22 protein-coding genes and 2 pseudogenes are annotated in these 24,716 nt (G+C 57.1%); 12 read left to right on the forward strand and 12 right to left on the reverse strand.

Annotated elements, in window-relative coordinates; all coding sequences use genetic code 11:
• Window positions 1-180 precede the first annotated feature (180 nt).
• From nhaA to AC1DE1_RS20530, 3 genes are all read right to left on the reverse strand, one after another.
• The gene (gene nhaA, locus AC1DE1_RS20520) at window positions 181-1,377 is read right to left on the reverse strand and encodes a Na+/H+ antiporter NhaA (protein ID WP_477164870.1); all 1,197 of its coding nucleotides are present in this window, start codon (window positions 1,375-1,377) and stop codon (window positions 181-183) included.
• A 531-nt stretch (window positions 1,378-1,908) separates the two neighbouring features.
• Window positions 1,909-2,682, reverse strand: a complete 774-nt coding sequence (locus AC1DE1_RS20525) for a bestrophin-like domain (RefSeq protein ID WP_477164871.1) — start codon at window positions 2,680-2,682, stop codon at window positions 1,909-1,911.
• Between the two features lie 186 nt (window positions 2,683-2,868).
• A complete protein-coding gene (locus AC1DE1_RS20530) occupies window positions 2,869-3,150 on the reverse strand; it encodes a chloride channel protein (RefSeq protein WP_477164872.1) in 282 nt (93 codons plus the stop codon).
• On the opposite strand from AC1DE1_RS20530, the gene AC1DE1_RS20535 reads away from it, so the two are divergent.
• Window positions 3,149-3,781 carry a class I SAM-dependent methyltransferase gene (locus AC1DE1_RS20535; RefSeq protein ID WP_477164873.1) on the forward strand — a complete coding sequence of 211 codons (633 nt, stop codon included), beginning with the start codon at window positions 3,149-3,151 and terminating at the stop codon, window positions 3,779-3,781. The genes AC1DE1_RS20530 and AC1DE1_RS20535 overlap by 2 nt on opposite strands.
• Before the next feature lie 336 nt (window positions 3,782-4,117).
• Here AC1DE1_RS20535 and AC1DE1_RS20540 read toward each other — a convergent pair whose 3' ends face one another.
• Window positions 4,118-4,717: a DUF6933 domain-containing protein gene (locus AC1DE1_RS20540; protein ID WP_477164874.1), complete on the reverse strand. Its 600-nt coding sequence runs from the start codon at window positions 4,715-4,717 to the stop codon at window positions 4,118-4,120.
• A 169-nt stretch (window positions 4,718-4,886) separates the two neighbouring features.
• Here AC1DE1_RS20540 and AC1DE1_RS20545 point away from each other — a divergent pair, with 169 nt between their 5' ends.
• Window positions 4,887-5,768 (forward strand): LysR family transcriptional regulator, encoded by an 882-nt coding sequence (locus tag AC1DE1_RS20545; protein WP_477179319.1) that lies wholly within the window; start codon window positions 4,887-4,889, stop codon window positions 5,766-5,768.
• Window positions 5,769-5,794: 26 nt separating this feature from the next.
• Here AC1DE1_RS20545 and AC1DE1_RS20550 read toward each other — a convergent pair whose 3' ends face one another.
• The 4 genes from AC1DE1_RS20550 to AC1DE1_RS20565 all read right to left on the reverse strand — a co-directional run bounded on the left by AC1DE1_RS20550 (window position 5,795) and on the right by AC1DE1_RS20565 (window position 9,638).
• Window positions 5,795-6,844 (reverse strand): FUSC family protein, encoded by a 1,050-nt coding sequence (locus AC1DE1_RS20550; RefSeq protein WP_477179320.1) that lies wholly within the window; start codon window positions 6,842-6,844, stop codon window positions 5,795-5,797.
• 86 nt (window positions 6,845-6,930) lie between these two features.
• Entirely contained in the window at window positions 6,931-8,250 is a 1,320-nt protein-coding gene (locus tag AC1DE1_RS20555) for an acetyl-CoA hydrolase/transferase family protein (RefSeq protein WP_477179321.1), read from the reverse strand.
• Window positions 8,251-8,261: 11 nt separating this feature from the next.
• Entirely contained in the window at window positions 8,262-8,789 is a 528-nt protein-coding gene (gene ripB, locus AC1DE1_RS20560; protein ID WP_477179322.1) for a (R)-specific enoyl-CoA hydratase RipB/Ich, read from the reverse strand.
• Window positions 8,790-8,810: 21 nt separating this feature from the next.
• The gene (locus tag AC1DE1_RS20565) at window positions 8,811-9,638 is read right to left on the reverse strand and encodes an aldolase/citrate lyase family protein (protein ID WP_477179323.1); all 828 of its coding nucleotides are present in this window, start codon (window positions 9,636-9,638) and stop codon (window positions 8,811-8,813) included.
• Window positions 9,639-10,190: 552 nt separating this feature from the next.
• Between AC1DE1_RS20565 and AC1DE1_RS20570 the strand changes: the two genes are divergently transcribed.
• The 5 genes and pseudogenes from AC1DE1_RS20570 (at window position 10,191) to AC1DE1_RS20590 (ending at window position 13,948) form a co-directional block, all read left to right on the forward strand.
• Window positions 10,191-10,595, forward strand: coding sequence for a nuclear transport factor 2 family protein (locus AC1DE1_RS20570; protein ID WP_477179324.1), 405 nt, complete (start codon window positions 10,191-10,193; stop codon window positions 10,593-10,595).
• Window positions 10,596-10,681: 86 nt separating this feature from the next.
• On the forward strand, window positions 10,682-11,464 hold the full coding sequence (locus tag AC1DE1_RS20575) for an alpha/beta hydrolase (RefSeq protein WP_477179325.1): 783 nt from the start codon (window positions 10,682-10,684) through the stop codon (window positions 11,462-11,464).
• 280 nt (window positions 11,465-11,744) lie between these two features.
• On the forward strand, window positions 11,745-12,323 hold the full coding sequence (locus AC1DE1_RS20580; RefSeq protein ID WP_477179326.1) for a cysteine hydrolase family protein: 579 nt from the start codon (window positions 11,745-11,747) through the stop codon (window positions 12,321-12,323).
• Between the two features lie 8 nt (window positions 12,324-12,331).
• Window positions 12,332-12,706 (forward strand): annotated as a pseudogene (locus tag AC1DE1_RS20585) (DDE-type integrase/transposase/recombinase); the annotation flags it as partial.
• Between the two features lie 85 nt (window positions 12,707-12,791).
• A protein-coding gene (locus AC1DE1_RS20590; RefSeq protein ID WP_477179327.1) for an IS3 family transposase occupies window positions 12,792-13,948 on the forward strand; the annotation gives its coding sequence in 2 pieces (ribosomal slippage) (window positions 12,792-13,053 and window positions 13,053-13,948; 1,158 coding nt in all).
• Window positions 13,949-14,390: 442 nt separating this feature from the next.
• On the opposite strand, the gene AC1DE1_RS20595 is transcribed toward AC1DE1_RS20590, so the two are convergent.
• From AC1DE1_RS20595 to AC1DE1_RS20610, 4 genes are all read right to left on the reverse strand, one after another.
• On the reverse strand, window positions 14,391-15,191 hold the full coding sequence (locus tag AC1DE1_RS20595) for a carbonic anhydrase (protein ID WP_477179328.1): 801 nt from the start codon (window positions 15,189-15,191) through the stop codon (window positions 14,391-14,393).
• Window positions 15,192-15,805: 614 nt separating this feature from the next.
• Complete coding sequence (locus tag AC1DE1_RS20600; protein ID WP_477179329.1) at window positions 15,806-16,369, reverse strand: hypothetical protein; 564 nt, start codon at window positions 16,367-16,369, stop codon at window positions 15,806-15,808.
• Window positions 16,366-17,169 (reverse strand): DUF2092 domain-containing protein, encoded by an 804-nt coding sequence (locus AC1DE1_RS20605; RefSeq protein WP_477179330.1) that lies wholly within the window; start codon window positions 17,167-17,169, stop codon window positions 16,366-16,368. Before AC1DE1_RS20605 ends, AC1DE1_RS20600 begins: the two co-directional genes overlap by 4 nt.
• A 673-nt stretch (window positions 17,170-17,842) precedes the next feature.
• Complete coding sequence (locus AC1DE1_RS20610) at window positions 17,843-18,922, reverse strand: OmpA family protein (protein WP_477179331.1); 1,080 nt, start codon at window positions 18,920-18,922, stop codon at window positions 17,843-17,845.
• Window positions 18,923-20,221: 1,299 nt separating this feature from the next.
• Between AC1DE1_RS20610 and AC1DE1_RS20615 the strand changes: the two genes are divergently transcribed.
• From AC1DE1_RS20615 to AC1DE1_RS20635, 5 genes and pseudogenes are all read left to right on the forward strand, one after another.
• Window positions 20,222-20,602, forward strand: coding sequence for a hypothetical protein (locus AC1DE1_RS20615; RefSeq protein WP_477179332.1), 381 nt, complete (start codon window positions 20,222-20,224; stop codon window positions 20,600-20,602).
• A 918-nt stretch (window positions 20,603-21,520) separates the two neighbouring features.
• Window positions 21,521-22,375 carry a hypothetical protein gene (locus AC1DE1_RS20620; protein ID WP_477179333.1) on the forward strand — a complete coding sequence of 285 codons (855 nt, stop codon included), beginning with the start codon at window positions 21,521-21,523 and terminating at the stop codon, window positions 22,373-22,375.
• A 258-nt stretch (window positions 22,376-22,633) separates the two neighbouring features.
• Window positions 22,634-23,332 (forward strand): response regulator, encoded by a 699-nt coding sequence (locus AC1DE1_RS20625; protein ID WP_477179334.1) that lies wholly within the window; start codon window positions 22,634-22,636, stop codon window positions 23,330-23,332.
• A 63-nt stretch (window positions 23,333-23,395) separates the two neighbouring features.
• Complete coding sequence (locus AC1DE1_RS20630) at window positions 23,396-23,971, forward strand: DUF4136 domain-containing protein (RefSeq protein ID WP_477179335.1); 576 nt, start codon at window positions 23,396-23,398, stop codon at window positions 23,969-23,971.
• Between the two features lie 470 nt (window positions 23,972-24,441).
• A pseudogene (locus tag AC1DE1_RS20635) lies at window positions 24,442-24,716 on the forward strand (IS21 family transposase); the annotation flags it as partial.

Genomic DNA, 24,716 nt, shown 5'->3' on the forward strand with positions numbered 1-24,716 from the left:
ACAGGCCAAGACTCAAGACCAGGAGGCCATCGACGAATTGAGCTGACAATCGATACGATTAGGCAACGCCGGGGGCTGCCGCCCTCGGCTTCCACCCCTGGTCAATTTTCAATGAGCAGAGATGGTCAGTTTTCAACGAGCGCCAACATGATAAACCTTGCTCATGACCGCGCAAGAGCGTCAATGACTGGTGGCGACCCGCTTTGTAAAACCGAAGGCGGCCCAGCCTGCGATTCCTGCGACCAGCGACCCCATGAGGATGCCAAGCTTCACTTCGCTTTGCAGGTCAGGATGGTCGGCGAACGCGAGCATGCCAATGAAAAGACTCATCGTGAAGCCGATCCCACAGAGCAACGATGTGCCCAGCAGCTGACGCCATGTGGCACCCGAAGGCATGGCTGCCATGCCGGACCGTATGGCGATACCAGCAAAGCCGAAGACACCCACGACCTTGCCAAGCGCAAGACCCAGTGCAATGCCCAAGGTTGTGCTCGCCATCCATTCATGCGCCGCAATGCCGCCGAATGACACGCCGGCGTTGGCGAAGCCAAAGAGAGGAACGACCGTGAAGGGAACGACCCGATGAAGGGCGTGCTCAAGCTTGGCCAGCGGAGAGTGCGTGCAGTCACCGTCGGAGGGCAACCTACCGGATCGATCTTTGAGCGGGATAAAGAGCGCCAGAGCGACACCTGCAAGCGTGGCGTGTACGCCCGACCGCAATACGGCAAACCACAAGATCCCTCCCAGGACCAGATAGGGCCACAGTGTCCGTACGCCCGAACGGTTGAGGACGGCCAGCGCAGCGAGAACCGCAGCGGCGAGCCCCAGATACACAGTAGCGATTTCTGCCGTATAGAAAATTGCGATGATGATCACCGCACCCAGGTCATCGATGATCGCCAGTGCGGCGAGGAAGGCCTTTAGGGAGGTCGGCACGCGCGAGCCGAGTAAAGCGGCCACTCCCAAGGCGAAGGCGATGTCGGTGGCCGAGGGCACGGCCCAGCCCTTAAGCGCTTCCGGGTGGTCGTAGTTCAATCCGACATAGACAAGCGCAGGTATCGCCATCCCACCCAGCGCCGCAAGCCCCGGCAGAACGCGTAACTGACGGGTCGCCAGCTCGCCGTCGAGGAACTCGCGCTTGATCTCCAGGCCGACCAAAAGAAAGAAAACGGCCATCAGGCCATCGTTGATCCAGTGCAAGACGCTCATAGGGCCGACGTGCGCGTCCAGGGCTGCGAAATACGCACCACTGGCCGGCGAGTTGGCGACCAACAGTGCTAGCGCCGAGGTTCCCATAAGCACGAGGCCGCCCGCCGCCGAGCCGTTAAGGAAATCTTGCAGCCGTCGCAGCGGCGCCCAATTGAGAGTCTTATTCATGACATTCCATACCCAGCCCCAACGCCACCATGACGAAGGGGCGTCCTTATGTAGCCAAGGGTATTACGTCCTCCTCGAAGGCGCGACTGACCGTGAGAGGCGTACACTGACCTCCCTATGCCGCCCGCATGAGGCATGCTTATGAGCACTGACCACACGGTACTGTTCGAGCAGTGGCTGACACGCTTCAGGAATGCAGCACGGACGGCTTGTCCGTGGCGCAGGCGGCACTAGCAAGTCATGCATTGCGCACGGCCGCCATTGGTCTGGAAGATGACAGCTTGGACGAGCTCCTAGCCATTCTTCAGTCGCTTGGCGATGTCATGGCCGAAGGTCGGGTCTCCCCCTCACTTGCTTTCTTGCTTGGGCGTGCCGTCCAGGATGCGCTCGTGCAGATGGAAAACTTGCCTCTTCGGCACGTCGTGCCTTTTGGTCGCCGACGTTAGCCCGGCCGAGGGCCGGATATCTCGCTTGCACACCGTCCCGAACGAGCGCGCTTCTCAGTAGCCACTCCGAACGAGCTCCGGATGCTCACTCATGTGAGCCAGTAAGAGACGTCAGTAGCGCGTGGAGGTTTTGGGGATGGACGCGAATGACTCCGCCGCGAGGGCTATCAATATCCGCGATGAGGCCGAAGGCCACGGCGATGGTAAGTGGGAGTACCAGCATCAGCGCTGGTTGCGATGCGAGCTTTCCTGCGCCAAATCCGACCAGCAAGTTGCTTCCAAGCGCAATGGCGGCTAGCAATATCCAGGCGGAGATAGGGATGCGATTCCACCACGCTGCCTGCGTATAGCCATCCGAATTTAGAACATCGTTCATGCCCGCTACGACGAGCGCAGTGATCGGGTCGCGGTGTTCATTTGCCGGAATCATCACCGCGCTCCACAGCTTGACCTGAAGGTCACTCTTGCGCGCGTTGATCGATGGCAGCTCATCCCGGTTTGTGGTTTCGTAGAACTCGATCCGCTGGCCGAGATAGTGGATCAGAAGTGGTCTGAGTTTCGCCGCGTCTGTGGGCGGCAACAGGTCAGCACGCACGTACTCCGTACCGATAGCATTCGCCTCGGCCTCCTCGTAATTCTTGCGTTGATCGTAGCGACTAATCGCCATCGAAAACGTAAAGCCGATGATCAGTGCCAGCAGCGTCAACGTGGCACCTTGAACGATATTGAATGCTTCGCGGATCTCCGGGTTGCCGGGTCCTCGCCACCTTGCCAGCCATACACCAAGCCGACCGGCGACCCACATACCTGCCAGGGTGACGGCTAAGACCAGGGCCGGATGGTTGATCACGAAGGTCATTCGCTTATCCCCTTGGACGTCTATGACGCGCGCCTGTAATCACCATGCTAAATCTGCCGCGAAACGGAGGTGAAGTGCGGTGGACGTTCCTGTCGTCTGGGGCACTGAGTCCCAGCGCCTGACCCTATAGAGCCGACCAGTGACTTATAAGAGTTGGGAAGAGGCAAAGGCCCGTTCGTGAACTGGTTAACTTCGAGAATCGGGTTCGTGATGATCGGACAATCCCTGTTCCGAGATATCGCGAGCCAGCGGTTGCTGTTTCTCGAAATCTCTCACCAGGCGCTCGGCAAATTCTTTGTAGACTGGCGTAGGACAAAAGAGAGAAGCGGTGGCTCGGGCGAGCAAACAACCTGCCATGATCGGAATCACCATGGCGTGGTTATCAGTCAGCTCCATCGCGATGACCGTTGAAGTCAAGGGAGCTCCGGTCACGCCCGCGAGATACCCCATCGCAAAGGAGATTTCCATGTACGACCAATCCACACTTTCCGAGTTGATCCGTTTCGCAGGCGTCGATGCAGGCGCCATCGTCATCGACGTTTACCCGGGTGATGGCGACTGGACCCGAAGCTTCTCCGACATCGTCGGTCCGGAGGGGCGGGTTTACAGCTTCGTGCCGGTTGAAGTCGCCCACTTCAAAAACGATCCGCTCGGCAACATGCGTAGGCTGGCGAAGGAGTCGGGCCGGGAGAACGTCGAAGCCGTCTCAGCGGACCTCGTGGCGATGCGGGAGGTCACGCAACCGGCGGATGTGTTGTGGTTGCATTTGTTCTACCACGACCTGCACACCGACCTGATCCAAGCCAGGGGCGCGACGGCGGCCGACTTCAATCGAGCCGTCTACGAGCGGCTGAAGCCTGGTGGCTCGTATGTCATCGTCGACCATGCGGCCGCCGTCGGGGCGGGCACTAGCGAGGCCCGGTCGCTGCATCGGATCGAACCTGCATCCGTGCGCAAGGAGGTGGAAGCGGCCGGTTTCATTCTGGACGCGGAGAGCACCATGCTCGCGAACAACGACGATTCGCATTCGGTCAAGGTGTTCGATCCGTCCATCAAGGGCGACACCGATCGCTTTGTCTATCGGTTTGTGAAGCCCTGAGAGGTTTCGGCCCCCCTGACCTTGGACTCTAATTCGTCCCGCTACTGAAAGCGGGGGACGTCGATTAGGTCAAGTTATCCAGAGCAGGGAGAAGAAGGGGCGCAACTTTCGGGATCCGCGTCCCACATAGCGCGGCCAGGCAGCACCAGTCCTCCTATCAATGAAAAAGGGTAGCCAGGATGGCAGGGAAGATCCGTCCGCAGAGCTTCCTCCGGCATGGATCCGGTGCATACCCGATCCGTTTGTGCGGAGGGTGGCTTGCGCACGGGGCGTCGCCTCAGTCACGTAGTAACCGATCCAAAGGCTATTGCACTGAAAATGGCTGACTGATCATTTTTAAGCGTCGTCATTGGCAGCGACGAAGGGATGAATCCACCTGTGGCTATCCTCGATGAGCACAGTGCCGGGCGGAGCGAGTTTATCCAAGACTAAGTCCAATGGGCGATGATAGTGCCCGCTTCCACGATGCGATTTGGGGAGTGAAGGATGACCGAAGATCCCCTCCCACCAACTGGCGGCAATTTCGGGAAGCGAACGATTCCTGTCTGCGAAGGAGTGCCAAGCTTCGAGCTTGAACCGATTCAGCGATCCCGACAGACTGCGATCACTGGAGTTGGCATATGTCGGCGGCGCTTCCCAAGCCGCCAATTCGGCGGTGCATTGAGGCCATTCCGGGTTGAAATCGTAGTGCAGCAAGAGCTTGAAGAGCTGTTGCCCGGCATGAATGTGGAGATGCTTCAGTAATTCAGCGTGTCCGGGGAGTACAAGTCCTACACCGGTACTGGCGTTCAATAGCGCCACGAATGGCTTGCGGTCGAAGAAGTCGAGGTCGGCGTACCACTCACCCAGCGGATTGCTCGGCATAGGAGGCTTTGGCAGCTTGGCCGGCTGATGAAGGCGCTTCAATAATTTGGCGGTGCAACGTAACGTGATCATGGGACGATTCTAACGGTGATTGCTCGCACGGTTTCTCAGTAGCTTTGAATGCGATTAGCCCGTGTTATCGAGGGTACGCCTGCGCCGGTATGCCCCCCCCCTTGGCGAGCGCAAGGGCAGCCCCATTGTTGACGAGGACAGGCGATCGGCGATTGATTAAGATACGCCCATGGAACTGCGCCACATTCGCTATTTCCTGGCTGTTGCCGACGAAGGCAGCGTCACGCGTGGTGCGGAACGTGTTGGCATCGGCCAACCACCGCTCAGTCTTCAGATCAAAGACTTAGAAACCGAGATCGGAAGTCCTTTATTCCGTCGTGTTCCCCACGGTGTGGTATTGACGGCCGCTGGCACCGCCTTCTATGAACGGGTGCGCGGTATTCCCGACCAGGTCGAACGAGCCACTCTTGCTGCGCAGCGAGCTGCTCGCGGCGAACTTGGTTCCCTGCGCATCGGGTTCACTGCCTCGGCGGCCTTCAATCCCGTCGTGACCGACGCCATACAGCGATTCAGGCGTGCCTACAGCAGCGTTGAGCTCACGATGGAAGAGTCGAACACCGCTCGCTTGGTGGCCGCGCTCCAAAACAACGCGTTAGACGCAGCATTCATACACCCGGGGTTCCAAGACATTGACGGGCTTCAATTGCGGTTATTGTCCGAAGAGCCGCTTTTGGCTGTGCTGCCTGCCAAACATTCGCTGGCAAACAAAGCGGATCTGAGTCTCAGGGAACTTGCCGCAGAATCGTTCGTGCTATTTCCCCGTTCCATCGGCACGGCTCTGTTTGACACCGTCATGATGGCCGGCCGCGAGGCGGGATTTGAGATACAGATCGGACAAGTGGCGCCACAATTTGCTTCCATCATCAATCTCGTTGCTGTGGAGGTCGGCGTGTCCCTGGTGCCGGCGTCGCTCAAGCAGCTGCAGGTCAAGGGCGTCGTTTTTCGCGACCTCGTGGATGTCTCCACTACCACGGTTCGCCTCTCGCTTGCCTGGCGACGGGGGGATACGTCGATGTTCCTAAAAAATTTCCTCAATAGCGCATTGGCTTGAACCAGGCAATTTCTCGTGCCCGAGTATTAAGGTGTCTGGGGCTCTTGTCGGGCTTTAAACATAGTCGTGATCGCATGAATCGCGAAGACAAATACAATGCCAATGGTGCAGCCAAGCATCACATTCTCAAGCCGCTGCGCCGCTGCGATAACAGACTGCCCAGCAATAATGAATAAGGCTGCTGCACAGGCACAACGCGCAGCGAAGCCAACCGGATATTTGTGGAAGGCGACGAGAGTCAACACTGCCACTACCGCGACGAGATCCAGGATGAATCGGTCGTGCGGCAGTGCGATGCCGAGCAGGATTCCGATGGGCACGCCAACGCTGGCACCAATGAGCCGATCGCGGAGTTTTGCGCGCGCACTGATTGCGTCACCCGTCACCACGCTTGCTGCCGACCAGATCACCCATTGTCCATGGTGCATGTGAAATAGCTCCACGACCGCTGCCGCAATAGCTACCGAGAGTGTGACAGCAACCAAGGACGCCCTATATGGGAGCAATTCGGGTGGTCCCTTGCGCTGCAGGACTCTTGAAAAATGCTGCCGATACGACGTTTTTGCGTGCTGAGCGAGTTTATGAGGAACATAGGACATCAATAGCACCGGCATCATGGCTGTCGCCAGGTACGGCAGAAATGTAAGTCCACGTCGCAAGAGTTCGTTAATGGTGGCCGCACCTTCAGCGCTCTCACATGCCAGGTACAAGGCGGGAATAAATATGAAGTTGCCTACGGTGCGAAGCTCCTTCCCGTAGGCTATGACCCAGATCGATGCCATGGCCAAGAATGCCGCGAGAAGCACGAATAACACCGGGACTGCCAATGAAAGCAAGAGGCTCAAGTACCCCGCTGCGATGGAAAATCCATGTAGCAGGACTCCAAGCGGGGCTAAACCGGAACGCCTTTCCGCGATGTAAGCCGAAATCGTGACTAGTGAAGCCTGAAGCCATACTTCCCTTCCCGAGACGGCTGCCGCGAGAACAAGAGGTGCCAACACGAGCGAGGATCGTGTTATCGCGTCGACATCGACGACACGGTAAAATCTATTTGACATCACTGTTGCAGTGTTCATCACGCCTTTCCCGCGATGGGTCACATCACGATGGCTGGCACACCTACTGTGTGGATGTGGCCGACAGTTCGAAAGTCCTTGAGCGCCTAGATCAAATGAAGCGCCTTCGCTTGGCTGCGCAGTTCTTCCCGAAACGTCGGAGCTGCCAGTTCGATCAGTGCGAGAGCGCGTTCCGTAGATGATTTTCCCTTTAGATCCACCGAACCGTATTCAGTTATGACGATGTGGGTGTCAATCCGCGGCGTCGTAACCGGGCCATCCAATCGTGGGACGATGCGTGAGACAACGCCTTTGGCAGCCGTGGAACGGCACGCAATGATCGACTTTCCACCGCTTGACGCGTAAGCGCCCCGAACGAAGTCAAGCTGGCCCCCAGATGCGCTGTACTGGTGACCTAACATGTGTTCCGAATTGCACGCGCCGGTCAGGTCAATTTGCAAGGTGGCATTCACCGATACGACGTGATCATTGCGGGCGATAATGGCCGGGTTGTTCACGTAGTCGACGGGCTGACTATAGATCGCCGGGTTTTCGTGAATGAAGTCGTACATGACCTTCTGCCCAAGCGCAAAAGTAAAGACGGTTTTTCCAGCGTCAATCGCCTTTCGTCGATTGGTAACCACTCCCGCCTTCATGAGATCGATCATGCCGGGGCAGAGCGCTTCGGTGTGGATGCCTAGGTCATTGTGTCCGCTTAGTTGACCGCAAACGAAGTTGGGCAGCGCCCCAACGCCCATTTGCAGACACGCTCCGTTCGGGACCATATCAGCGATGAGTCGTCCGATAACTTCGTCTTCTTTTGAAGCAATTCTTACGGGGAGCTCAAGCAGGGGAACATGATGTTCAATGATCGCATCGACTTCTGATACATGTAGCTGTGCGCCTGCGCCTTGGACCTTTGGCATCTGGTTGTTCACCTCGACGATGACTTGGCGAGCAGTCCTTGCAACTCTGCTCGAATAGTCATTCCCGGTACCGAGGCTGAAATAGCCATGAGCATCCATGGGAGACACGGTCATAACCAACGTATCAATTCCAATATGTTCAGAGAGAAACCGCGGAGCCTGATGAAACGTGCTCGGTACGTAGTTGACGACCTTGCGACCATCCATCTCCCCTTGCTTGATCAATGCGCGGTCCACAGGCGTGACAAACATGCAATAGGGGCGGATCCTGTCATTGAGCTCATAGCGCAATATGGTGTCGCCAAGGATCTTCGTGGATTCGTAGTAGTACGCCCGCACATCTTCCACCTCTCCGCGCTCGGCCCGTTGGGCCAGGGCTGCAAGGAGCGCCGGCGGCTCCGCCACGGCCATGCCAATGGCTAGCTTGCAGCCGCTCTGAATCCGCGCGGCTGCCTCGTCAGGGCTCGCGAGCCTCTGCTTATACATGTCGTTAATATTCATGGCCTATCTCCTCAGTAATTCGCTGCTTCTTCCGGAGAATGGCCGCGACGGTAAACAAGCATCGTGCGTTCAAAGCTCATTACTTCGAAGCCTGACTGATTGATTCCGCGAGTCGCTACCGTCACGATTCCTTGTGTGGGCCTGCTCTTCGACACGCGTTTGCTCAAGATCGTGCTTTCCGCGTACAGCGTGTCGCCAGCGAAAACAGGGTGCGTCGCCTTGACCTTGTCCCATCCTAAGTTGGCGACAACCTTGGCACTAACCGTCCTCACACTCATGCCGGTCAGGAGCGCCAACGTGAATGTGGAATCGACTAAGAGTCGCTTCCATTCCGTTTTTGCGGCGTACGCTGCGTCGAAATGAACTTGCTGGACATTGAGGGTCAAAAGGGTGAAATACACATTGTCCGTATCGAGGACGGTTCGACCTGGCCGATGTTCGAATACATCACCAGGTACGAAGTCCTCCCAATAGAGACCGGATGTCTCACGGAAGCGTCTGTCACCAATGGCTTTATAAGCAGGGATAACATTTTCCACGGTCGTATCTCCAAGAAGTGATCACATCAAATCAGCAGAGGCGACGATGCGGCGTGCTTGACGCGCAATCGCCTCGTCGATCATTTGTCCATCCAAGGTGCCGACGCCTTTTTCGTTTATCTCGAGGACCTTGTGAGCTCGAGCGATTGCTTCGGGCGACGGAGTAAAAATCGCGTTGATCGCGGCGACTTGATTGGGATGGATGGCGGCCTTGCCTGTAAAGCCCATGCTTCTGGCTTTCTCCGCATCCCTGATTAGTCCCGCCGCGTCTCGTACGTCAAAGTAGGGCGAGTCCATCGCCGCTATGCCAGCGATCGCGCATGCGCTGACGAGGCCTGCTCGGGCGACATCTAAATTCGATGCGTCAGGACTGCAACCTAAGTCGGCGGAAAGATCAGCCGCGCCCAGCATGAGGCCAATCACGCGATCAGTTGCGCCGGCGATTTCGTCGAGAGCGCGAAGTCCTTTTGCACTTTCGACAAGCGGGATGAGACGCGTGTCTGCCTTCGACTGATGAAGAACGGCATCGACTAGGGACACTTCGGCTGCCGATTCGGTTTTTGGAAGGAGCAAAACGTCCGGATACGCACCGCTCCTAACTAGTGCGGTGAGGTCCATCAGACCCATCAACGTGTTAACGGAATTGATTCGGAGGGCCTGCGCCGTGTGCGTCGATCGGGGCATCAATAGCGCTGTGATTGCCTTGTCACGCGCACGTTCTTTGTCAGCGTGGGCGACCGAATCCTCGAGGTCAATGAAGAGTAGGTCAGCCCCTGTTTCCGCTGCCCTTGAGAATCGTTCTGACCGTGTTGCCGGTGTGAACAGGCCACTGCGCAATTTGATCGACATTTCGCTACTCCTGGTTCGCATAGAGAGTCGCGCGGATCGTCGTCTCTCGATGCAGCTCAAGTTAGTAGTGACCTGTCTAATGGTCCATTAGGTGCCGCTGGCGATCGTCATATGTTCCACAAATACCTGATGTTCGTTAGTGGGCCACGTGCCATCGAAGTGCAGGGCGCTGGCTCTGCGAAACCGGGGCAGGGTGTCATTCGAGGAGGTAACGCAACTCACTCGTTTACGTAAAAACGAAGCGTCAAATCGAGGTTTATGCGTGCCGATGACGAGCGATGATTTCTGGGCGCGTCTTAGCGTGAGCTCAGCATGGCCGGCTATACGAGATGGTGAGACGGTGGAAGACGTCACGTCCTTTGGCCGGTATTTGCAAAACATATCGAGAATGACACTGCTTGCCAATGGCCTGATCGGCGCGTGGCTCATATCGTGTTGCCACTGATTCGAGGGGGCGCCTTTGCGGCGCAAAGCTGGCACGTCAAGAATCGGGCGCTGTACGTAAATAGAGTAGAGATTGAATAAACAAACTAACCCATTGGAGTAACAACCATGACAGTTACATCAGAATTTGTCCGCGAAGTGTTCAAAGGCCTGGAGCGCGGAGACGGAGCGGCGTTCTTCTCGCACGTCGACGATAACGTCGATTGGACGGTGATGGGAACCCATCCTCTTGCTGGCCGCTATCTCAGCAAGGAAGCGTTTATTGCAGGCACTTTTGCCAAGCTCGGGAAAGTTCTGCCGGAGGGAGCGCAGCTTCAGCTGGAGAATATGATCGTCAAGGATGACCAGGCCGTGGTGGAGCTCCATTCCATGGCGACCGCGAAGAACGGCATGCGGTTCGACAACCGCTATTGCTGGGTCGTTTCGTTCAAGGGAAAGACTATTGTGCGTGTGCGCGCTTATCTCGATTCCGCGATGGTCGCTCGCCTTTTCGAAGAAAATCACATCAATTAACTCTCTTGCGGCGGTCACTCGTCTCTCCGGGATGATCTCGGCCACTGCGCCGAGACCATCCCCATTTCCTCGATGATCTATCTCTCATGAAGTTTGAAGCCAACAAACGTATCTTGTTATCCATCGCACTTATCTTTGGAGGCATGGCTGCTCAGAGTTCGGCGATGGCCGCGACACCCGTGCACAACATAGTGCTCGTGCATGGTGCATGGGTTAATGGCAGCGGCTGGAAACCGGTTTATGACATCCTGGTCAAAGACGGTTATCACGTTTCCGTTGCGGAGCATCCGCTCACGTCATATAGCGCCGACGTGACCGCGGTAAAGCGAATTGTCGACATGCAGGATGGTCCGACAATTCTCGTTGGCCACAGCTACGGCGGTGCGCTCATTACCGACGTTGGCAACGATCCGAAAGTGGCGGGGCTTGTCTATATCGCAGCGCATGCACTCGATAAGGGTGAAACCGAAACAGGCAATGGCAGGCGCTTCCCAAGTGCCATCAGCCTAACCAAGGACACCAGGGAGACGGCCGACGGCTTCCTCTACATTGATCTCACGCGCTTTCCGTCGGACTTCGCGGCGGATCTGCCGCCGCAGCAAGCCGAGTTCGAGGCAAATGCTCAGGAATTGACGGCGGCATCTGTGTTCAATTCACCGGCTGGTCCACCGGCATGGAAAACCAAGCCGAGCTGGTACGCAGTGGCGACGGCTGATCATATGATCAATCCGGATCTTGAGCGGATGTATGCGAAACGTGCACATAGCACGACCATTGAAGTCCAAGGCGCAAGCCACTCCGTTTATGAGTCGCATCCAAAAGAAGTGGCCGCGCTGATTGAGGAAGCAGCGACGCACGCCAAACCCTGAGCGGTTGTGCTGAGTGGGTAGCGGCGGCGTAGGAGCGACTAGCGACTACCTGCCGCTTGCTACTTGCGCAAGCAAACCTTCGGCGCTCCCCGTAAGTAGATGGATTGAAGGAAGCCGGAGAACCTCTGATGGCCATTTCGGATACTTCACAACGCGAACGCGAGGCTAGACCGGCATACCGGTGCACGGTATGCGCGGGGCAAGCGAGTCGCAAGAAAAGATGCCACGGCATTGCTATCCAACTTGGTTATTTCAAATCATTTTCTACAGGAAGATAGTTGTGAAAACTGCTCTTATCGTTCTCGATCTGATCAACGATATCGTCGATGTCAATGGTAAGGTCGGTGGAGCGACCGTCGCTATTGAAGCGAGATCGCGCAACATCATCGATAAGGCGAGTACGGCGATGGAAGTTGCACGCCGAAAAGGCTGGCTGGTTGTTCTCGTGAAAGTGGGCTTCGCGTCCAACTACCATGAACAGCCCAAGGATTCGCCGTTCTTCGGCAAGGCGCACGAATTCAGGGCGCTGGAGCTGGAACAATGGGGAACCGAGTTCCATCCCGAGCTTCGCATCGCTAATTCGGATTTCGTCGTCACCAAATCGCGTGTGAGTGCGTTCTACAACACGTCACTTGAATCGTTGCTGCGTGCTCAAGGCGTTGAACGTGTGGTTCTGCTTGGTGTGAGTACGACATGGGCGGTAGAGGCATCAGCCCGCGACGCGCACGATCGCGACTACCGGGTCGTTGTGCTGGAAGACGCCAGTGCCGCGCACGACGAGCAACAACATCAGGCTTCGATCAGGCATCTTTCCGCTATTGCCGAAATCGCTACCGTCTCGCAGTTGGCAGATATGTGAGAGCAGAGCGCAACGTCAAGGGGTTCGGCTGGAACGACAAACGGGCCTACCGCATCTGTCGGGAGCTGGAGTTGAACCTATGGGTCAAGCCGACGAGGCGGCTCGTGCCCTAGCGGACCGAGCCGCTCGCGGTTTCCGGTGCGATCAACCAGGTGTGGTCGATGGACTTCTTGCACGACCAGTTTAGCGACGGACGCGGTTTTCGCCTGTTCAACGTGCTGGACGACCTTCACCAAGAAGGACTAGGGATCGAGGTCGATCTGTCGTTGCCCTCAGACCGCGTGAAGCGCACCCTGGAACGAACCATCGAGTGGCGGGGCAAGCCAGCGATACACTGCGACAACGGCCACGAATACATCAGTGATGCCTTATTGGCTCGGGCCTTCACAGCGCGGCATTCGCATTGTGGACTGCGGCCGGTTTCACAGACACCGGGTTTAGGTGGGATGATGAAACCGGAGGTGGTTTATGGGAACACGAAGGACCTTCAGTCGCGAGTTCAAGCTTGAAGCGGTGCGACTGGTTAACGAGCGAGGTGTAGCGGTGGCGCAGGCGGCCCGTGATCTGGGGCTGCATGAGAACGTGCTGCGCAAATGGGTACGAGAGCTGGTGGCCGATCCGCAGCAGGCGTTTCCCGGGCAAGGGCAGATGAAGCCTGAGCAAGCGGAGATCGAGCGGCTGAAGAAGGAAGTCGCCAAGCTCAAAATGGAGCGTGACATCCTGAAAAAAGCCGCGGCCTATTTCGCCAGGGAGTCGACGTGAAATTCGGCTTCGTGGCGAAGCACCGAGGGGCCTGGCCGGTGGCGTTGATCTGTGAGGCGCTCGGTGTCTCGCGCAGCGGGTTCTATGCGTGGCTTGTTCGGCCACGTAGTCAGCGCCAATGTGATGACGAGGTGCTGGGTCAGCAGGCCCGCCAGAGCTTTCTCGATAGCGATCGGACGTACGGTGCGCGCCGTGTCTGGCGCGATGTACTCGAAGCGGGACATCGGTGTGGCCTGCATCGTGTCGAGCGGCTGATGCGCGTCCAGGGCCTACGCGCTCGACCACGGCGACGCGGTCTGCCGATCGACCGGGGCGAACGACCCAGTGGGGCGATCGCGCCCAATCTGCTCGATCGTCAATTTCAGGCGACCGCGCCAAACCAGAAATGGGTCGCCGACTTCACGTACCTGTGGACGGCCGAAGGCTGGCTGTATGTGGCAGTCGTGCTGGATCTGTACTCACGTCGCATCGTCGGTTGGTCGATGCAGTCACAGATGACGGCGCAGCTGGTGACCGACGCATTGATGATGGCCGTGTGGCGCCGGCGACGACCCGAGTCGGTGATGCATCACTCCGATCGTGGCAGCCAATACACTAGCGACCGCTTCCAACGCCTGCTCGGCGAGTTGGGCATTACCTGCAGCATGAGCCGCTCGGGCAATTGCTGGGACAACTCGGCGATGGAAAGCTTCTTCAAATCGCTCAAGACCGAACGGACCGACAACAAGGTGTACCGCACGAGGGCCGAGGCGAAAGCCGATGTCTTCGATTACATCGAACGGTTCTACAACAGTAAACGACGCCACTCGACCATCGGCTACATCAGTCCGATACAGTTCGAGCAGAAGATGGCATTAGCTTAAGGCGGTGTCTATCGAACCGGCCGCAGTCCAAATCGGCCCTCTCGGAGTTGGCGCAAATGTAGTTAAGCCAAGCCGAGCAAACCAAGCCTCTGCCGCTGAAAGGATTTAAGAGTGCCTTCGGCGATGCTGGCCTTACGAAACACTGCGCTTCCCATCGTCAACGTCTTCAGCGTCACAGCGCGCGTGCCAAGGGTCGCGGCATGCCGTGTCGTGTGATGAGTTGCTCAGCAACGTGCACATTCGCTGGATGTGGGCGCGCCCGAGTTCAGCCAGCTCCGGATTGCTGGGAGCCAGCTCCACAATGGCATTGACGCAGAAGCAGTCGCGCTCATCGGGTCGGGTGTCCACTAGATCCTTCGCCAGTGTGCGCAGGGCGGTGTCGGAGCTCTCATGTTCGGCCGCCAATGCTTTCTTATCTGCATAGAACACTTCGGTTGCCGAGTCATTCTGTCTCGCGATGCACTTCCCGGGCATTGATCTTCTGTAGCGGGCGGTGGTTGTCGTGGAATATCTTCCTGAACGCATCGATCTGAGCGCTGGACATCTCGACCGGCTGCGCAAGAACGATCCAATGCACGCCTTCGGTACAGGGCGGGGTGGTCAGCGAGCCCGTATAGACGTAGGCTTTGTGATCTTTGGGAAGCACAGCCGCGATATCTATTTGCACCGGATTGCCGGCATGCGTCCCTGCTGGAGTCGTAGTGAGAGGCAGCGTGCTAAAAACGGGCGCAAGCAGCTTGTTTTCCTTGCCCGCTTGCACAAGGACGCCTACAACGGCGATATGGCCGCTTGCGTCCTTGTTCACGAAGTGGATCTCCAGCGGATAGTGCTGGCCATCCAGGGTGTGTTCGCTGGGCACATGAAAGTGAAACTGGGCCAGCGTGTAGGAAGTGCTTTCGAACATGACCGTATCAGCGGCGTCAGCGACATCGACTTGTACGGTGTGGCCGTTGTTCAATAGCGCTACGGCACCGGACTCGTAGTTGATCTTGAAATTGCCATCCTTGCTGGCCATCGCTGTGCCGGTAGCGAGGTTGATCGGCGATTGTTTTTTGCCATTGCCACATACCGCATCGTCGGCCGCAATATCGCCCCAGTGCTTAGGTCCGTTCTCCCCGCTGTACGACCAATGCGGTGGAGATTCTGAAGCTGTCGATACCGGCGCCTTTTCTAGAGCAAAGGTTGCTGTTGTCGAGAGCATCCAAGCAACAATACCGCAAAGCGAAATCACTGAAACGCGCATGGCCCACCTCCGCTACTGATGCCAATTACGGTGTGTATGTTGTACCCGCCTTGCCCGAGACTTAGCACCGATACGGTGCATCGTAGTGCGAAGGCCTCAATCGCTCTTTTTTCCAAGGTCTGCCCGGGATCAAAACGGACGTCATTGAGCTTGCGCTCGTCTGACCTGCCTCGCAGAGTTCAAGGGCGCCTAAAGGTGATATGGCTACATCGATTTGAGTCTATCGGATGAGGGAAAGCTCGAGCCGGCCGGCGAGAATTTCCTCCTTGACCGCATGCGAAATGTCGGCGGGATTTGAGGCGCCGCCAGCGACACGTCCTCGCGATTGTTGATCTTTCGACAATGCTGTCATCCAGTTAACTGCACGCTTTAACTGCCCGTTGTCTGGCTCCGTTGTATTTCCGCAACCAATTTCACTCCGCGCACATCCCGCGCAGATGACCATTTCCCTCGAGGCCCCGTTTGGAAGTTGTCCAAATCGTCCTCTGCATTAATCGGGAGCTGAATATGGCTTCGGTGGGCATCTCCCTATGGGGGCGAAGTCGTTGGCCGTGGTTTTGCCATTTTGTGGCTCTCGCCGTGACTTTCGCCGCATGGCGGCCTAGATTTCCGTTTCAGAGAGGCGGATTGACCACCACGTAGGAAACCTGGCTTCCGCTATAGCTTGGCTGGTACCAAGTCGATCCGCATTGCGAATACGTCACACCGTTCGAGACGATCGTCTGGCAGCTCGGTGGCACGGAGTGGACGACGGATCCGACCACGGCAGCGGTGACCGCTACAGTCGCCGTGACGGCTGCTGCTGTAGCGACAGGGTGGTTGTTCCAGCCATGGTTGTCCCAGCCGTTGTCGACATCGACATTCACGTTGCGATTGACATTGACGTTCTGGTTGACGTTGACATTGCGATTTGCATTGACGTTGCTATTTCGGTTGATGTTTTCATTGCCACTGACGTTGCGGTTGGCGTTGACGTTGGCACCACGATTCATATTGCCGCCGCCACCTGCATTGCCATGGGGTGCATTGACGCTCGATCGCGCCGAGGCGCGCGTACCACCGCCCTGCACGCCGCCACCACGAGCAGCTAGCGCTTCCGGGACCACAACGATGCAGGCGGCCATCAGAATGACGGCGCACGACAGGCTCGACGCGAGGAGGTTGTTTCGACACTTCATGGCGAGGCCTCCTTGGCTGCTTGGTTGTCCGCATTGATCTTTATGAGGTGATCGTCCGGCTTCGGCGTAAAGCTGAAGACGCTGTCGGATAGTGGGCTCGTCGTGTCCCAGGTGAGCGTGGCGCTGTACTCAGGCTGGGTGGGGTCGTCGAGATTGGCTATGACCAGCTTTTGCGGGAGCAACGTGTCGCGCGCGATCCACACCTGCCAATCCACACTGCCCTGATGCATAAGGAGATGGTCACATTCGACCTTGTCGATATGCGAAGGACCGATCACGGTCGCTGATTCGATATTGGAAAGTGGCGCCTGGTCAGTGCCCCAGTAGAACAGATCCGCCAGAGGCATTTCGATGTCGTATTTCTCCTGCGCCTCTTCGACCAGATCGTGCACCGTACCTGTCTTCGGCTTTTGCGCGTAGTAATGCAAGCGCGGCGCATAGATGGTGAACTTCGAGCCGTCGTAGAAAAAGCTGCGTTGTTTGCGATCACTGTCTATCGCGGCAAAGAACTTGTCGGGAGCCCGCACCTTGTACGTCACGGTGCCGCCATAGGTGACCTTTTGCCCAGAATCGAGCACATCCTCGGTCGTGGTGTTCGAAGTGACAGTGAAGGACTTCAAAGAGCGAAGCTTTTCGGCCATCTTTTCGATGGCATGAATAGCCTGTGGATCCACCGCGGGCTTGGCTTGCTCCTGCTCAGTAGGCTTCGCCGTGGACGTCTTTTCGACCGCCCAGGCTGGAGCCGTGGCGCATGTCGCTGCTACTGCCAGGGCGAAGTGCAAACACCAATGACGATTCATCTTGAATCTCCTCCCGCAATAGTGAGCCTTAGTCTGCAGACCGATGACTCCGGGATGCGCCACGCGAGGCACCGCCCGGCTAAGCCTAGTCGCTCGAAGGTCTCGCTTTCGTGAGCGGACGCCTTTTGGGTGACGTGCCATACGCGATCTGTCGAGACAGCCACCGTCTCGACGCCGTAGCAGCCTTTTCTCCCTGGCAGGTCAGGTGGATCGATGAAATCACGACCGCCGCGAGGGCATAGGAAACGCCAATAACATCGTCCTTGGGATCGCAAACTCCGCGGCGACGATGGGTGCGATGCCCCAATGTCTACTCGCACAGACGACACACATGCGGTTCGCCGAGCGGGATGGGGTCCGCCCATGGCGTGGCCGATGATCAACGCAGAAGTGAGCTAGATCGCCAACGCGACGACGCCAGGCCAATTTATTGCCCTGAGAACTTTCCAGCGTGCACTCGTGAGGTGCTTATGGAGTCATGGCCGAAATCCTTAGCTAATCGCGTGGATGCTAGGGCCTGTCCATCAAATCTTAGCAACTCCAGACTGGCCAACTGGACCCATCCCGTGTAGGCGAATCTCGTTGAAACGTTGATCGCATGCGAAATAGAAGCTCGCGCAGACGATCTCCGCGCGAGCATCTCTAGTGGAAAAAACGGGAAGCTACGCCTGGACTATCCTTCCCCAAGCCCAACGTTCACTTCAACGCGGCGGTTCTTAGCTTGATTTGCAGGGGTGTCGTTGGCTACAAGTGGGTTGTTGGGCCCGTACCAAAACAGCACCATTCTGCTATCGTCGATGCTGTGCTTTTCCTTCAGGTAGCGCGCTACCATCTCGGCGCGACCGCGCGACAGGCCCTCGTTGTGGTCCCTGGTTCCAACGTTGTCGGTATACCCGGCGATCACGACGTACGACTTGGGCTTGTCATTCATGAATTCCGCGAGCTTATCAAGCTCAGCCTTGTCCTTGGCCGCAAGCTCGGTTTCATTGAAGGCGAAATTGATGTTGTCGACCTTGGCACCGACGATCTTGGTATCGGTGGTCGTGACGACATGTTCGGTTGCCTTCACGTCGAATAGCGCGCCGCTCATGAAGTTGGGCTGGTTGAAGAAGCTGGCCAACGGAATGACCCGCGAGCACGCGTTGAGGCTGGCGACATCCTGAGTGAGAGTGGCTTCCCTTGACGGCCTTGCACTGCTGATCACGTAGAAGCAGACGTCGTATTCCTTGGCCAGCCTCCTGGCGGTGTCGGCGGGGTTGTCGCCCGTATAGTCACCGTCCCAGAATACGAACACCGCGGTCCTGCCCTTCAACGGCTTGAGGACGCCCTCGAGTTTCTTCAGGCCTGTGTTGAGGGGCGTGATGCCACGGCCGCGATCCGGAATTTTGTTCAACGCCGCATCAACCTTCTCTCGGTTGTACGGCTGCACAGGATAGAGCTCCTGCCAATCGGTATAGATGTAGATGCCCATCTCGTAGCCAAGATCAGGAAGGTAGGCATTCCTGCTCTTGAGTTCATTTTTCATAACCTGGACCACCGGCTTGTCCGTATCGCCGAAGTCCTTATTTGTTGACGATGATGTGTCTAACAAGAAAATCGCGTTGTCGGCGACCTTGACCAATTGGTCCGTCTTGACGACGTTGTTGATAATGTCCTGCTTGGTGATGATTTCGACGGCCCCTAGGGGCCATGCGATGACGCTGACGACAAGCCCCACTATCAGGCCATTCCAGATTCTCGATTGGTGCTTCATGTCCGCTCCCAACATGCGGGCCCACGTCCGCTGCGCCGCAAATCTTGAGCGTAGGTTCCTTTTGATGATGTGAAGCCGGTAGCTTGGTGTGCCAACAAATCTTGAAACTATCCGGTGCGAACGCATCGAGGACATCGCGGTATCAGCAGAAATACGCAGGCGGGACTAGGTAGATCTCCGAAAGAACGCTTCGGTCCCAGAGTGACGAGTTCGGCCCCTACACTCACGACGGCTGCTGTACGTCAACTTGTATCTCGCAGTCCCGCGCACCACTTTGGTGAGGCGGAAAATTCCATCGAAAACGTGGCGACGAATTTCTGGAGGCTTCGCCCATTTGAGTCATGGATTGCGGACTATGGGTAGTTTCCAAGCAACTTTTGCGGGAAATGCTGGGCCCGCCGCACCAAGCGTCATCGGTGACAGCTTGAATGGATCCCGCCGCACGCTGCCAGACACCGGCTGAATGACAAAGCCAGAGCTCTCCGCAATAGAGCAACAGCGGAGCTCACTGCTTCGGCGGGAGTAGGGGTGCAATGCGGCTCTGTACTAAGGCATGGATGAACGCGCTATCGAGGACGCCAACGTGAGAGGCATCCAGTAGCTCACCGCCAATTTCCCCTAGAAATTTGCCTTCTCGCCAAAGCAATGCGCGCCATACTGCAGAATTCTTGGCTGTGGTATATGAGCCTTCGTAAGTGTAGGGGCCGAACACGCCACGTAGAATCGTCATTGGCGACCTCTTCAGACTGAGCTGAGCGATTGATTCTTCGTCAACGGCGTGACCGGTCACGCTATCTCCAACAAACAACCAAATTGATCCTCCGCCGCGGAAAATGACGTGTCCATACGTCAATGAGTCTGTCGTTCGGTATAGGGCTGCACATACCCTAGGCTCCCGGCAACCTGTCGTTGTCGCCCCGCGGCGTCCGAACGAGCTGCTCAGGTCAACGTGCCATGGATGTCGGCAATCTCCGCTTCGGTTCGGGTGCCGATATTACCGATATTACAAACTTCGACTTGGGCCAATAAGCGCAGCTTTCCAATAGTTTCTGGTAACCAAGGTGCTGATCCATAAGTAGAGACCGTACTTTTACCCAAGCCAGCGACCACGGATCGTGGTTTGATACCGGGACAGACGATGACTCCCCAAACGCTCTTCACCCCAGCGAAAGGGTCATCCGATGGGGGACGGGCGGTGCCAAGGCGCCGCCCTGTTCTTTGGCCCTCTTGCGACCGAAAGGTTATGTGATGGAATGTGAGGAGCCGCATCGTTATGCTTCCTCAACGAGAGGGGAGCGCATGGACCACGATCTAGAACGAGCGGTGTCGCGTGCCCTTGGGGTGGCGCAGGCGTGCTGGGAGCTGGCCGGCGATGCCATCCACGATGCGCATTTTACGCACGCACTCGCGGACACCATTGCCAAAAGTGCAGGCGCTGGCGCGGCAGACATCCAGACCGCTTTGGGTCGCCTTAAAGGTAATCTTATCGCGGACCTTCACCAGACGCTTTATCACGCGTCAATTGCCTTACAGACCATCGAAGGCTTAGCCGGGTTAGCGACGACGTTCAAGCTTACGGACAAGAACGGTTTGCACGTCGCGCAAGCCGTAATCTATACCAGCCAGAAGGTGGTTGACGGGCTAAATAGCGCGCAGCGCCGATTCGACCCAACCTCATAGAGCCCATGCAGGTTTGTGCGCTCACGTTCTACCCGCATTTAGCATTTGCAATGCTTTCGCACGCGCGGCCCCAGTCCTTGACTCGCCCTCCCTGGGACGAGCCTGGACGTTTCGGGACCCTGAATTCCGGGGCCAGCTAGTCCATTGCCACAGACATGGCGAAGGCTATTGTCAGCATTATGGTGGCCGCTCCGCGACGCATTGACTGGCCTACGCCTTCGCGCAATCCTCAGCGCCGACGAGGGGTGGTGGCGCAAGAGGGGACGTCGTCATGTTGCGGCTCCGAATCACATTCGATGGTGTCGATTGCCGTGTGTCGCTCATTGATCTGACTGAAGGAGTGAGCTGGCGTGCACGCATCATGCGTAGCAGCTGCGTTACTCGCGAAATAATGGGACTCTGCCCCGGTATGCACTCTTCGTGCGCAGAAGTGCAGTCGCGCGTCGGGCAAGAGGTGCTCGAGGCTGTGGCGTGGCTCGATGGGCGGCCGGCACGCCCGTAGTGGCATCCTCGCGGTGGCGGTCACCTGTCCAACCGCGTCTGTAAGGATTTCACGCATGATCACTCTCCGGCTAAGCAGCAGCGCCAAGAGAGCTCTTCGCCTGAGCAGCCGCCGGGTCGCTATTGCAACGCATCACACTCATCCTGCTCTCATACCCAGTTGTCCCAGTAGCCTGGTCCACCCAGCAGTCCGCGCGTCGTGACGAGCATCGACTTCACCGCTGAGAGCGCTATCGGCCAAAGATGGATTTTTGCCCTGTAGAACTACGCAAGCCAAAGGCACCTGTCGTGATTCAAGAATTGCGCATATTTGTTCATTCCGTAAAATTACGTATAACTTACGTCCACTAATATTTAGCTGTGGATTCGGGTTAATTTCCAGAACTTCTCTGTAGCTCGACGCAATCAGGGGTCATCATGGGTGACCGTTCTGACTCACTTTTAGATCGCGCCGCTTTCAAGGTCGGGCTCGCCTTGATGTCCAGCGCAGGCGCACTTTTTGCGCCGCCGTCCTTCGCACAGTCGGAAGACTATTGGGATGGAAACTGGCACGGCAGCATCACGCCGTATGGTTGGCTTCCTGGCGTATCGGGTGAGACGCGATACCAGCTTCCCGGTGGCCCGGACGTCACGGTCAAGAACAAAAGTGACCCGCTGAGCAGTCTCAGTGGAGCATTGCTACTCGAAGGCGATCTTCGTAAGGGAAACTGGGGTCTGTTCGGCGACATCGATTGGATCAAGTTCTCCAACGAGAAGGGTCGCTTCACGTCGATCGGCGGTGAACGCTTCGGGGCGGACGCCAACCTCGACACGCGCTGGGGAATGAAGGGTGGCCTCGTGACGCTTGCCGGGCTCTATACCATGGGGCACGGCGCGCTCGGGTATGCGGACCTCCTCTTCGGCGCGCGCTATGTGTGGTTGAAAGGTAATATCAGCTGGAACCTCAACGTGGTCAACAACCAGGATGCTCTGATCCTGCAAGGCAGCGGCCATCTCCATAATCAGACCCATGCCGGTAACGCCATTATCGGCGTGCGTGGTCGCTGGACGCCGTTCGCCGGCACGGGTTGGTACTTCCCGTATTACGCTGATGTCGGCACGGGCGATTCCGACGACACCTACCAATTGAATGTGGGCGTGGGCTATGCGTTTCACTGGGGCGATATCGCTATTACTTACCGCGATATCAAATACGAGCAAGGCGACAGCGATAAATTTCTTAAGAAGGCAGAGATTAGCGGGCCAAGTTTTAACTACACCTGGCACTTCTAATATCCGGGCGGGCCGGGAGTGCTCGCTGGTGGACCTTCCTGGCGGAGATCGATGCATCGATTTCTGGTCGACTGCTGATGCGAAGTCTGGGGAACGAAACGCGATATAACGGTTAACGAGACCCGAGAAAAGGGTGAGCAGTCCGTCTGAATTTCAAGCACAAGGGATGCCTCGGACGCTCTTTCGCTAGGGGCTGCAAAGTTCAGTGTTCGTTTGAACTGTTCGATCACGGGGTCTGTAGCAGGGAGGAATGTCGCCATGACTGAGAACACTTCATTTCAGACCAGTGACATGCCCCTGTTCCGGGTGCTACTCGCGGATGCAGACCAAAGCATTGCCAAGGAAATGGCCGGCACGTTGGCGCCGATGCCTGGATCCATCGAAATCACACGCGACGGAATCTCCTTGGTCGAGCGCGTACTCGCGGGCACCATCGATCTAGTCGTTTCCGATATCACGTTGCCGCTACTCAGTGGCCTGGAAGCTTTGCAGCAATTGCGCCAGAAGGGATCCACGGTGCCCTTCATTGTTCTGTCAGCGCATAGCGAGCCCGCCATCACGCGCGAAGCGCTGCTTTCCGGATGCAATGGCTATGTCATCAAGCAGCTAGCCGGCGAGGAGCTTTGCAGAGCCATAGATGCGGTCGTTCGTGGCTATAGGTACTTAAGCCCCAGAGCCCTTACCGCCATCATGCTCGCCCCGCCGCCAACTCACCGACTATCCCGTCGACAGGCACAAATCATCAACTGCGTGGCGGATGGCTTCCGCACATTGGATATCGCCTCTTCTCTGGGCATATCGCCCCGCACGGTGGAATGCCATAGGCAGGCATTGCTACGACTGTTCGGGGTTCACAACAGCATCGCCCTTATCCGTGAGGCCGAGAAGCACGGCATCGTGCGACAAGGCATGGCCAGACGGATGATCGAGGTTTCCATGGGCCCCGCACTTAGTTGACTCGCGCACGGCGCATGCTTCGACCCTGATATGGCGACCGGCATCGAGATGAGGAGCAATGATGTGAAACCGTTCATCGCGCTGGGAGCTTGCATGATTTCCCTGATGCTTGGTTGTTCAACGGTAAGCGTCAATGATCAGTGGCGGGATCCCTCCTTTGCAGGACCGCCCCTATCCAACGTGCTGGTCGTCGGCATTACTCGCGGCGACACGATGAAGCGCGTGTTCGAGGACGTGTTCTCACAGCAGCTAGAGGCAGCAGGCATCCGTGCCGAACGCAGTTATGCCCAGCTTCCGCAAGGAACCACTCCGCTGAATCTCAATGATCTAAAAGCCATTGGCATCGATGGCGTCCTCACCACACGCGTCCAGCGCGTCGAGCAGAAAGTCAATGTGACACCGAGCGGTCCGACCTACGGAGGCTTTTATGGCTGGTATGGCTCGGCTTGGGCGTCTGCCCCGGATGTCCATCAATATGAAGTTGTCACGCTCGAGACCAGCGTGTGGGACGTCAAGAGTGAGAAGCTCGTATGGACGGTTACCACGCAAGGTGTGCGCGCGAATGATATCACCCAGGCTACCAAGGACTTGGCTGCCGCGCTAATACCGAAACTAAAAGGTCAAGGTTTGCTTCGTTGACCCTAGCCGGATGTGAGTCGGCGAAAGACCTGTACGTCTAGCTACTTTCTTGCGCGAGATGGCGATGAACAGCCGGTACGCGACTGGATCATCATGTGTTGGAAGAGCGAAGCGTGAGGCGCTTAGAAACAGGACGGTCTGCTTCGCCTCGAAGGCGATCACGGTAGGCGAGGTTGAGTCTTAGGTAGCTTTACGGCACGTTGAAATGACTAGGCACCCCTTACCCCATCGAAACCTGGGTCGAGCTTCACTTAGACGGCAAAGGGTGCCTCCATAATATCAGCTGTTGCAAATCCACTTTTCTGTTACGTCCATTGGGCGAAGAAGTACGAACGCAATTCATCAGCGCGTCCCGAGTTACAGTGTGTTGAGTTTCATCCAAACCTGAGCCACTTCCCGGGGTGATTTTCGTCGAATTTTGAGCCACCTCCTACCACCCTCCGCTCACGACACGAGCGGGAGTAACGGGAGTGATCGACGTGGCCCTATTGAGCGTAATCCGACGCTGGCACCTTCGCGACAAGATCTCGATCCGAGAGATCGCCCGACGCACGAAGCTGTCACGCAACACCATTGCCAAGTACCTGGTGAGCGGTGAGAYCAGCCCGCACTATCCGCGCCGCAAGAGTCCCAGTCAGCTGGATCCGTATGCGGCCGAGCTGGTCCGTTGGCTTCGCGCCAACCAGCAACAGCCCCGCAAGCAGCGCCGCACGTTACGACAGATGCACGCCGCCCTGTTGATGAA

The sequence above is a fragment of the Dyella sp. 05T440 genome (assembly GCF_056395965.1).